This window comes from Rhodococcus sp. CX (assembly GCF_015865005.1).
Taxonomy (GTDB): domain Bacteria; phylum Actinomycetota; class Actinomycetes; order Mycobacteriales; family Mycobacteriaceae; genus Rhodococcus.
In genome coordinates this window covers 16,827-27,255 of the sequence record NZ_JADZGH010000033.1, presented here as the reverse complement: position 1 = coordinate 27,255, position 10,429 = coordinate 16,827, and the positions used below count along the sequence as shown (strand labels likewise).

Here is a 10,429-nt window from a genome sequence, read left to right as displayed (position 1 = left end):
CGCTCGTCCACGACCGGGTCATGTCGACGTTGCTGTCCGCGGGCCGCCAGGAGACGGACGAGCGAGTGGTCGGGCAGGCCCGGCGCGCGATCGCCGAACTCGACGATCTCCGCGTGAACTCCGGCGACGACCCGGGATCCGATGTCGGCGGCGTGGTGGCTCGGCTTCGTTCGGTCGCAACCGAAGTCGACGAGAACATCGGGTTCGTGGTGAACATCGCTCCCGGCGCCGCGGGCACGCTGTACCCGCGCGACGTGGGCGCGGCCGTCGCGGCCGCGCTCGCCGAGGCGCTCCGCAACAGCGTCCGCCACGCGGGCGCGGCGGCGAAGCGTGCGGTCACCGTCGACGCCGCTGCCGGAGCCCTCACCGTGACCGCGGCAGACGACGGTATCGGGTTCGATCCGGCCCGGGTCGGTGGCCGCCGACTCGGCATCGCCGTATCCATCGGTGCGCGCATGCGGGCGCTCGACGGCGGCGACGCGACGGTCGAGTCGGCGCCCCGGCAGGGCACGATCGTCACAATCACCTGGCAGGAGCCGAGATGACCGGACCCGTCCCCGATATCCGTGATCTGCTCGGGATGCGTACCCCGGCCGCCTGGGCGCTGGTCGCCCTGTATGCCGTCACCTGCGTCCTCCTCGCCGTCGACGCTGCGCCCGACGCCGGGGCGATCTGGCCGCTGATACCTGCGGCGGGGGTGTGCATCGCCGCCGCGGTTGCGCTCGTGGCGGTCCCGGGCGACCCGATGCCGCTCGGGCCGTCGATCGCGCTGGCCTCGAGCGGCGTGGTGTCCTGCGGGTTCGTGCTGCTGGCCGGCCCGCTGCCGATGCCCGATCTCTCGCCGCTGTGGACGGTCGGTCTGTCGAAGATCATCTTCTCGTTCATGTGCGTGCGGGGGCGTGTCGCGCTCGCCTGGCTTGGCTATGTGCTGATGTTCGCGACCGCCATCGTCGGTGCCGGGGAGGCCGGGGAAGTCGGATTCGTCGTCGTGGCGATCAACGCTGCCCCCGTACTCATGGGCACCGTTTTCGCATACATGATCCGACCGGTCGTCCGATCGATCTACGAGTTGCGGGAGCAGTCCACTCAGCGGATCGCGGCGGAGGCCGCGGCGTCGGCGATGATCGAGGAACGCGACGCGCAACTCGACAGGCTCGACGAGCTCGCTCGCCCGCTTCTCGAGCGCATCGCGTCCGGATCGGAACTCGATGATGCCGAACGCCTCGAATGCCTGGTGCTCGAAGCACGGCTCCGCGACACAGTGCGGGCCCCCATGCTTCAGAACCCCGCCCTCGTCGAGGAGGTTGCGGCCGCGCGCCGTCGCGGAGTGGACGTCGTGCTGCTCGACGACCACGGAATGGACGACGCCGAACCCGCTGTGCGGGATCGGGTTCAGGGGGCGATCGCCGACGAGCTCGCCGCCGTGACGGACGGCTCCGTCACCGTCCGGGTGCTTCCTCCCGGCCGGGCAACGATGGTGTCCGTACTGGTGAGCGGAGAATCGGTGCGACGCGCGGAGTTCGGGCCCGACGGCAACCGGCGTGACCGGACCGTAGGGTCTTCCGCGTGACCGTCACCAAATCGCTCGTCCTGTTCGCCCTCGCCGCCCTGTTCGAGATCGGCGGTGCCTGGCTGGTGTGGCAGGGCGTGCGGGAACATCGCGGCTGGATCTGGATCGGCGCCGGGGTCATCGCGCTCGGCGCCTACGGATTCGTCGCAACACTGCAGCCCGACGCCAACTTCGGCCGGATCCTCGCGGCCTACGGCGGGGTGTTCGTCGCCGGTTCGCTGCTGTGGGGCGTGGTGATGGACGGGTTCCGCCCCGACCGGTGGGACATCGCGGGAGCCCTGGTGTGCCTGATCGGCGTCGGGCTGATCATGTACAGCCCACGCTGAAACGGCGGGTGGCCGAATCCGCCACCCCGGGTACCTATCCGGCGGGTGTGCCGGTGCAGAGACTCGACCGCATGACAACTCACACCACCTCACGCCTGTCCCGCACCCTCATGACCGGATACGGCATGCTCGGCTACGGCGCGTTCCTCGTCGTATTCCTCTACGCCATCGGATGGGTCGAAGGACTCGTCGTACCCCGCACGATCGACGAGGGGCCCGCCGCACCCACCGCGGTCGCGGTGGTCATCGACCTCGCGTTGCTGTCGATCTTCGCGGTGCAGCATTCGGTGATGGCCCGGCCCTGGTTCAAACGCCGGTGGACCCGTATCGTTCCACCACCGATCGAACGCGCGACCTACGTCCTGTTCGCCAGCGCCGCACTGGCACTGGTGATGTGGCAGTGGCGTCCGATACCGCAGCAGGTATGGGACGTCGAGACGATGTGGCTGCGCGTCGTCCTCTACGCCGTCTCGCTCGGTGGGTTCGCACTGGTTCTGGCGTCGACATTCGCGATCGACCACTTCGACCTGTTCGGTGTCCGTCAGGTGATCCGCAATCAGCTCGAGTTGCCCGCTGCCACCGCGGAATTCCTCACGCCGCGCCTGTACCGGATCGTGCGGCACCCGCTGTACGCAGGCTTCCTGATCGCGTTCTGGGTGGCGCCCACGATGTCCGTGGGAGGACTCATGTTCGCCGCGGTCACGACCGTCTACGTCCTCGTCGCCATACAGCTCGAGGAACACGACCTCATCGGCACCTTCGGGGACAGGTACCGCACCTACCGGACTCAGGTGCCGATGCTCGTGCCGGGCCGGCGCCGCGTGTCACCGGTGCGTGAACTCAGCCGTTCCTGAACTCGGGACTGCGAACTCAGGGAACGAAGACCATCCCGGTCGCAGGCGTCGAGTTGCAGACCGGTCCGCTGCCCAGGCTGACCGAACCGAACACGGTGGTCAACACGTTGCCCGAGCCGGTCTTCGCCACACCCGACAGGTTCGGGTAGGTACCGGTCAGGTCGGTGATTCCGGCCTGGCCGGTGTCGCGGTTCAGCCAGGCGACGGTGACCTGACCGGCGGCGGGGACCGGTCCCAGAGCGGGTGCGCTCGTGAACAGCACCTCGCCGGCGCCGATGGGCGGCGACGCTTCGGGGCCGGGCTGCGCGGTGATGGCCGAGAACGACGCGAGGCTGCCCTGGTTGAGGCAACCGATGGTGACGGCGGTCCCCAGTCCCTGAGGCGGGGCCGCTGCCGCGACGCCGGTGAAGAGTGCGGCCGCCGCAATCGGCGCCGCAACGGCAAGGATTCGACGGGTCATTCGCAGGGCGCTCATGCTGCTGCTTCCTCGAAAGGGGATGTCACGTCCGGGCGTCCACCACTGCGCTCCCCGAAGCGCACGCGGCGCGTCCCGCGTACCGTTTGACTCGATCGAGTTTATCGACCGGTTTCGGTCTCGGGGCTGTTTCGGTGATCTTGGCGCAGTCGATCGAGGCGATAGAACTCTCGTGCGTTGCCGGACAGGGCCGCCGCGCCGAGCTCGGCCCCGAGAGCATCGACGACGAGTTCGACGTCCTCGTCGCGGAACGGGCGGGGCGCTCGCGTCGACGGCAGATCCGTGCCGAACATCAGCGCCGACGGATTCGCCGCGGCGACGGCCCGCAGTGCGGACGGGACGTCGAAGTCGACCCGCCCGAACCCGGTGGCCTTGACCCGGACCCCACGCTCGGCGAGTTTCAGCAGGTGGGGGAGTCCTTCCGCGGAGAGCCCGAGATGATCGATGCTCACCGCGGGCAGCCGCTCGATCGTCGCCGCAAGTCCGGGCAGGTCCCGGGCATCGACATACAGTTCGGCGTGCCACCCGGCGACCTCGTGGACGCGGCGTGCGAGTGCGTCGAGGTCGGTGATCGACGCCGATCCGCCCCGTCGGACGTTGAACCGGACCGCGCGGACCCCGGCCGCATCGAGCCGGACGATCTCGTCGTCGGTCGCCGATGCCGGAAGCTGTGTCACTCCGACGAAGCCCGTGCCGAGGACCTGCAGTGCGTCGAGCAGGTAACTCTGGTCGAAACCCTGGAACGAGCCCGACACGACGGCGCCGCCGGTCACGCCTAGCGTGGCGACGCGCGTCCGATAGTCGGTGGCGGTGAACGCGGGCGGCAGGTAGCCGTCGTTCTCGATCAGCGGGAAGCGCGGATCGATGATGTGCAGGTGGGCGTCGAACACCGGGAAGTCGGACACACGGCAACGGTAGTGCGGTGAAGTGCCCCCGGCAGGATTCGAACCTGCGACACCGGCTTTAGGAGAGCCGTGCTCTATCCCCTGAGCTACGAGGGCGTGCACAGGAGACGGGCGGGCCGATTCGCTGCGCGGATGTGAGTGTAGCGGTCGGGGAGCAGGGGTTGTGACGCGGTCGATCCGTGCGCTCACATCGGGCGGGGAAGGGTTTCCGAAACCGACGCGTCGGTCCGATTCCCGATACTCGAGATAAAGGAAACGTAACGGTGGCGCATGGCGATATCGTTTTGTTACCTTGATTCGGCCAGGAACGGCCGGAACCCTCCGGACGGAAGCGGACGAAGACGAGGTAGCAACTGTGGGACGGCACCAGCGCGGACGTGACGAGGTCGCAGCATTCGAGTTCGACCTGCCCGGCACCGCCGCTGAGCGAGGCCGTCACCGCGTGGAGCCCACCGGTCCCTCGGTTCCGGTGAAGGCCGCGACCGTCGCCGCCGCGACCGGCGCCTTCTTCGCCGTCGGTGCTCAGCTCACCGCGGGTACCGCCGCTGCCGCCCCGGCGCCGGCCCAGACCGGTTCGCTGCCGTTCGAGGTCCCCGAGGGCCTGCTGCCCGCCGGATTCGAGATTCCCGCGGTCCCGGGTGTCACCGCCCCCGTCGACGCCCACGGCCACGTGCACGGTCCCGAACTTCCCGCCCCGCTCGCAGACCTCGTCGACCAGTTCGGTGACGCCGGGCAGTGGTTGAACGACCTGAACCCGATCAAGCCGACGACGGTGCAGCCGGTGTCGGGCACCCTGACCTCCGACTTCGGTCAGCGCTGGGGCTCGCACCACGGCGGCATCGACATCGCCGCCCCGATCGGCACCCCGATCAAGTCCGCCTCCGACGGCACGGTCCTCGACGCCGGCCCGGCCTCCGGCTACGGCCAGTGGGTGCGCGTGCTCAACGACGACGGCAGCACCGCCGTCTACGGCCACGTCGACACCTACCAGGTCGCCGCGGGCCAGCGCGTGAGCGCCGGCGACCAGATCGCCACCGTCGGTAACCGCGGCTGGTCCACCGGACCGCACCTCCACTTCGAGGTGTGGGATCAGGACGGCAACAAGACCGATCCCAATGCGTGGCTGAACACCCGCGGTGTCGTCGCCGACTGGAGTAGCTACCGCGCCGTGTAACCCGATCCGGGGATAGTATCCGGGGATAGGCCGGACGTTCGTCGGCTACCGGATCGAACGGGGACGTCATGGGCACCGAGATCAGGATGCGATCCTTCACGCGTGACGACCGACGTCAGTTCCGCCGCAAGGTACAGGCCTGCGTGTCGGTGCTCGATCGCATGTTGCGCGACGACGCCTTCATCGATGTGCACGAGCCGCCGGAACCGCAGCTCGGCATGGAGATCGAGTTCAATCTCGTGCGCGACGACATGGCGCCGGCGATGTCGAACCTCGAGGTTCTGGAAGCGATCGACGACGCGTCGGTGTTCCAGACCGAACTCGGGCAGTTCAACGTCGAGATGAACGTCGAACCCGGTCGGCTGACCGGCGACGCGACCATCGAACTCGAAGAAAAGCTCCGGCAGTCGCTGCGGCGCGCCGACGAGCGAATGCACCGGCAGAACGCGCAACTCGTCATGGTCGGGATGTTGCCGACGCTCGAACTCCACCATCTCGGCCGCGAATGGATCACGGCGAACCCTCGCTACGAGGCGCTCAACGAACAGATCTTCGCGGCGCGCGGCGAGGACATCGAACTCGACCTCGACGGGGTGCCCCTGCCGGGCACCGACGTCGTCGAACAGCTACGGGCGGACACCAACTCGGTGGTGCCGGAGGCGGCGTGTACCTCGCTGCAGCTCCACCTGAGGGTCGCGCCGGAGGAGTTCGCCGCGCACTGGAACGCCGCGCAGTGCCTCGCGGGCGTGCAGGTCGCGTTGGCGGCGAATTCGCCTTTCCTGGCGGGGAAGGCGCTGTGGCACGAGAGCCGGATTCCGTTGTTCGCGCAGGCAACCGACACCCGCACGCTGGAACTCAAGAACCAGGGAGTGCGTCCGCGCGTGTGGTTCGGGGAACGCTGGATCGACTCGGTGATCGACCTGTTCCAGGAGAATTCCCGGTACTTTCCGGCGCTGTTGCCCGAGGTGTCCGAGGCCGACCCGGAGACGGACCTGGCGGCGGGTCGTGTCCCGGAACTGCGTGAGCTGCAGATGCACAACGGCACCATCTACCGGTGGAACCGCCCGGTCTACGACATCGCGGACGGTCATCCGCACCTGCGCATCGAGAACCGCGTGCTGCCGGCGGGGCCCACCGTGCTCGACATGATGGCCAACGCCGCGTTCTACTACGGCGCGCTGCGGGCCCTCGTCGACGCCGAACTCCCGATCTGGCACCGGATGAGTTTCGATGCGGCACAAGGGAATCTGGGTATCGGCGCGAAATACGGACTGGATGCGCGGTTGTACTGGCCCGGTCTGGGCTGGGTCGGCGCGGACGAACTGGTGTTGCGTCGGCTGCTGCCGCTGGCGCACGCGGGACTCGAGGCGTTCGGGTTGTCGTCGCGGGCGCAGGACCGTTACCTCGGGATCATCGAACAGCGCAGTCTGAGCCGTCAGACGGGAGCGGCGTGGCAGCGTGCGCAGATCGCCCGTCGGGAGGCCGCGGGGGCGGATCGCCGAACCGCGCTCACCGAGATGATGCGCGACTACGTGCGCAACATGGCCGGAGGTCGGCCCGTGCACGAGTGGGAAGCCTAGTGTGGCACCGGGTTCCGGCGCAGGCCCGAGAACATATGCAGGATAACCGTTTCCATTTCGCGTGACGTCGATTCGGTTTCCTCGGTGCCGGCCAGCGGCTTCGCGGGCGCCGCACAGGAGGTCGAAGAGCAGTCGCGTGGTGATCTCGATCGGCAGCGGCTTCAGTTCACCGGCGTTGTCCAGTTCGACGAGCAGTGCCTTGATCGTCGGGATCACGAACTCGTTGTCGAGTGCGCAGGTGCGTTCCTCGCCGAGGACCCCGACGACCTGCCGCAGCAGGGCGCGTGCCTCCCTGTCCTCGGCGTACACCTTCAGATAGGCGCGCAGGGCCCGCTCCACCCGTTCCCACGGGTCCGTCACGTCGCCGATCGTGTTCACGACGGTCGTCAGGCCGTCGGCGATCGAATCCCGGACCAGCTGCGCGAAGATCGTCTGCTTGTCCGAGAAGTGTTGGTAGACGGCGCCTTTGCTGACATTCGCGAGCTTGGCGATGTTCTCGACCGAGGTGTTGGCGAACCCGCGGTCGACGAAGAGGGAACGTGCCGCTTCCAGGACCGCGTCCCTGGTGAGGGCGGCGTACATCTCACGGCGGCCGGACTTGACAACGGTCGCTGTACTGAGTGCGGCTTCGCCGCCCGTGTGCCTTTGTGGCGGCTCCCACCGCCACAAAGGCACACCGGCGCGTCAGCGCACCACGGTGCGGGTGACGGCGACGATGGGTCCGACGACGACCTTCCCGTCGGGTGGGGTGTACCCGGGAACGACCGCGAGATCACCGGACAGGTCGGCGACGCGGACCTCGACTTCGTCTGCGGGGCCGGTGGTTTCGAGATCCAGGCGCACCTCGATGCCCTCCGGGTTCTCGGTGGTGTACAGGAATCCGAAGTCGGCACCCGGCTCGACGGCCGCGCCGTCGACGATCGCCTCTCGCACCGTCGCGCCCTCGACCCACAAACCCAGGGTGGCAGCGCCGCGCGGGGAGGACAGACGCAATTGCAGCACGCGGCCGCCGTCGACCTGCGCATCGTCCAGAACGTCGACCCTCGGCGGCTCGAGCGGGGCGATCGGTGCGGGACCGTGAGCCAGCGAAGTTCCCGGGCGCCAAGGGAAATAGTCGGGCAACGGGGCGGGGGACTCGGTGAGCAGGTCGGCGCTCCAGTCGGAGCGCGGCCGATCCGGCGACGCCCATACCGCCTCACCGTGATCGGCGTCGAGAGAGTAGAACACCTCCTCCTGGCGCGGTGCGGTCGCGCCGGCGCGGTTGATGTAACCGCCGAGCAGCGTGCACCCGACGACCGCGAACACGGTGAGCACCGCGATCGGCACGGCGCCCTGGTCCGGCAGGAGCGGGCCCGTCAGCGGCAGCAGAAGTGCGAACAGCACCGCGACGAACGCGCCGGCGAGCGGCGCTCCGAACATCAGGCCGGCGTCGAACGAGGCGAGCACCGCCGGGACGGTGACGAGGGCGGCCGGTAGGAGTCCTGCGACCACCGCGACGGTCCGCCACCACGTCGACCGCTGCGGAATCGCCTCGGCGACGAGCACCCCGAGGACGGCGGGGAGCGCGGGCAGCACCAGCACGCTCGCGATCCCCATGAACGGCAGGGCGGCGAGCGCCACGAGGGTGACGACCACCAGCGCACCGACCGCGAAGGCCGGCGCACCGAATCGCCGGCGCACCGCCACGTATGCGGTGGTGAGCACACCGACCGCGGCGACGACCGCGGCGAGTTGATAGAAGCCGGTCCGGTAGGGCTCGCTGATCGGGACGGAACCGAGACCGGGGACGACCCGCTGCGACATCCACCACGGCAGGAACGCAGCGCCTCCCGCCGCGACCGCCGCGACCAGCGCGACCCCGGTGGCCCGACCGATCTGTCCGGCGGAGGCGTCGCGGCGGCGGATCCGGACCACCGCGAGCACCGCGACCGCGACGGCGAGCACGAGGGTCAGCGCCACCTCCATCCACCGCGGGTAGTACAGCAGGCCCCACGGCGTGGTGGCGACGATGTCGGTGCCCCCGCCGAGCGCGGTCAGATCGGTCGCGCCCAGGGTGAGCGCGGTGGCGAGGGCGACGTCGCCCATCTGTTGCAGCGACGACCGGCTCAGGCGATCGGGTGTGTCGAGCGGGGTGTGGTAGTAGGCGCTGCCCCCGGCGATCGCGGTGTCGTAGCCGTGGAGGCCCGCCTCGTCGAATCGGCGGAAGTCGGTGTCGTTGGGCAACGCCTCGAACGCCGTCTGCGTGAACGAGTCGGCCAGTGCGTCCGGTGCCTGCGCCAGGATGCGGACCAGATCCGCATTGGGGGAGGAGATCCGGAACGTCAGCGGCATCCCGGCATTGCCCCGAGCCTCGTGGTTGAGCACCACCATCGGGCCCGGAAACGGGGGCGGCTGTGTCGTGAACAGCTGGGCGCCCAGCAGGCCCCGTTCCTCACCGTCGGTGACCAGAACCACGACGTTGTTGCGGGGGCGCTCGCCGTCGGCCAGGGCGCGGGCCGTCTCGAGGACGGTGCCGACCCCGATGCCGTCGTCGGAGGCGCCGGGGGAAGCGGTCACGGTGTCGTAGTGCGCGGCCAGCACGACGGTTCCGGTGGGATCCGTGCCGGCCAGCGTCGCGACGACGTTGCTCAGCCGGGCGCCGCGCCGGGTGTGGGAATCGGTCGGCGAGAACCAGCCGACGCCCTCCTGCACGGTGGTGTCCCAGCCGAGGTCCTCGAGTTCGCGCAGCAGGTAGTCGCGCGCCGCGGTGTGGCCGGGTGACGCGAGCGGTCGCGGTTCGGCGGCCACGACGTCGATGTGTTCGGCCGCGCGCGCCGCGCTGAACCGGTCGGGCGGAGCGTCGGCGCCGAGCGGAGCGGCGGGATCGGGGACGACCGTCGCGGCGACCCCTACGAGGAGAACGACGAGCAGGCCCAGCACGTTCGGCAGGCGATCCATGCTGGGAGCGTAGCGGAGGAACAGCCGTACCCCCGGGCACTGGACCGGGGGTACGGCTGTAGCGGGTGGAGCGTCAGGAAGCGGGCGACCAGCTGTCCGGACCGAAGACCTCGTAGTGGATGTTCTCGGCCGGGACGTTGCGCTCGATCAGGGCCTCGCGCATCGACAGCATGAACGGCAGCGGACCGCACAGGTAGGCCTGGGTGTCGGGATCGAGCGGCAGGTCGCTCAGCTCGGCACGACCGAGGCGGACCGTCGCGAGCGGCTGACGGGCACCGAGATCCTCGTACCAGCGGTGTACCTCGGCTCCGGGGATGCGTTCGACGAGCGTCGCCAGCTCCTGGCGGTGCGCGTGGTTCGCGACGGACCGGTCTGCGTGCAGCACCGAGACCCGGCGGGCGTCACCGGTTTCCGCGAGATGCGAGAGCATGCCGATCATCGGGGTGCAGCCGATACCGGCCGACGCGAGGAACAGCGGCGCGTCGTTCTCGGTGAGAACCAGGTCGCCGAAGGGCGTGGTCACCTGAAGCTCGTCTCCCTCGAAGACGTTCTCGAACAGGTAGTTCGAGACCTCGCCGGCGGGGGCGACGGTGCCGTCCTCGGTGGGG

Annotated in this window: 9 protein-coding genes, 1 tRNA gene and 2 pseudogenes; 6 read left to right on the top strand and 6 right to left on the bottom strand. The window is 69.4% G+C overall.

From position 1 onward, the window contains the following. The 4 genes from I0Q12_RS02930 to mddA form a co-directional block, all read left to right on the top strand. Positions 1 to 545, top strand: a 545-nt coding sequence (locus tag I0Q12_RS02930; RefSeq protein ID WP_231609885.1) for an ATP-binding protein, incomplete at its 5' end; no start/stop codon positions are given. Beyond that, positions 542 to 1,570 (top strand): hypothetical protein, encoded by a 1,029-nt coding sequence (locus I0Q12_RS02925; protein ID WP_197250520.1) that lies wholly within the window; start codon positions 542 to 544, stop codon positions 1,568 to 1,570. The genes I0Q12_RS02930 and I0Q12_RS02925, both read left to right, overlap by 4 nt. Next, positions 1,567 to 1,896, top strand: a complete 330-nt coding sequence (locus I0Q12_RS02920) for a YnfA family protein (RefSeq protein ID WP_197250519.1) — start codon at positions 1,567 to 1,569, stop codon at positions 1,894 to 1,896. The genes I0Q12_RS02925 and I0Q12_RS02920 overlap by 4 nt, the downstream gene beginning before the upstream one ends. Positions 1,897 to 1,967: 71 nt before the next feature. Continuing rightward, the gene (mddA, locus tag I0Q12_RS02915; RefSeq protein WP_197250518.1) at positions 1,968 to 2,750 is read left to right on the top strand and encodes a methanethiol S-methyltransferase; all 783 of its coding nucleotides are present in this window, start codon (positions 1,968 to 1,970) and stop codon (positions 2,748 to 2,750) included. Between the two features lie 16 nt (positions 2,751 to 2,766). Here mddA and I0Q12_RS02910 read toward each other — a convergent pair whose 3' ends face one another. The 3 genes from I0Q12_RS02910 to I0Q12_RS02900 form a co-directional block, all read right to left on the bottom strand. Further along, entirely contained in the window at positions 2,767 to 3,225 is a 459-nt protein-coding gene (locus tag I0Q12_RS02910; RefSeq protein ID WP_197250517.1) for a hypothetical protein, read from the bottom strand. A 101-nt stretch (positions 3,226 to 3,326) separates the two neighbouring features. Then, complete coding sequence (locus I0Q12_RS02905; protein ID WP_197250516.1) at positions 3,327 to 4,130, bottom strand: amidohydrolase family protein; 804 nt, start codon at positions 4,128 to 4,130, stop codon at positions 3,327 to 3,329. Between the two features lie 23 nt (positions 4,131 to 4,153). Continuing rightward, positions 4,154 to 4,226 (bottom strand) — tRNA-Arg (locus tag I0Q12_RS02900). Positions 4,227 to 4,485: 259 nt separating this feature from the next. On the opposite strand from I0Q12_RS02900, the gene I0Q12_RS02895 reads away from it, so the two are divergent. Further along, positions 4,486 to 5,304, top strand: coding sequence for a M23 family metallopeptidase (locus I0Q12_RS02895; RefSeq protein ID WP_197250515.1), 819 nt, complete (start codon positions 4,486 to 4,488; stop codon positions 5,302 to 5,304). A gap of 68 nt (positions 5,305 to 5,372) precedes the next feature. Beyond that, the gene (locus I0Q12_RS02890) at positions 5,373 to 6,884 is read left to right on the top strand and encodes a glutamate-cysteine ligase family protein (RefSeq protein WP_197250514.1); all 1,512 of its coding nucleotides are present in this window, start codon (positions 5,373 to 5,375) and stop codon (positions 6,882 to 6,884) included. A 135-nt stretch (positions 6,885 to 7,019) separates the two neighbouring features. Here I0Q12_RS02890 and I0Q12_RS35025 read toward each other — a convergent pair. The 3 genes and pseudogenes from I0Q12_RS35025 to I0Q12_RS31765 form a co-directional block, all read right to left on the bottom strand. Next, positions 7,020 to 7,466, bottom strand: a pseudogene (locus tag I0Q12_RS35025) (TetR/AcrR family transcriptional regulator); the annotation flags it as partial. 102 nt (positions 7,467 to 7,568) lie between these two features. Then, positions 7,569 to 9,821 carry a M28 family peptidase gene (locus I0Q12_RS02880; protein ID WP_197250513.1) on the bottom strand — a complete coding sequence of 751 codons (2,253 nt, stop codon included), beginning with the start codon at positions 9,819 to 9,821 and terminating at the stop codon, positions 7,569 to 7,571. A 73-nt stretch (positions 9,822 to 9,894) separates the two neighbouring features. Continuing rightward, positions 9,895 to 10,429, bottom strand: a pseudogene (locus tag I0Q12_RS31765) (hemin transporter); the annotation flags it as partial.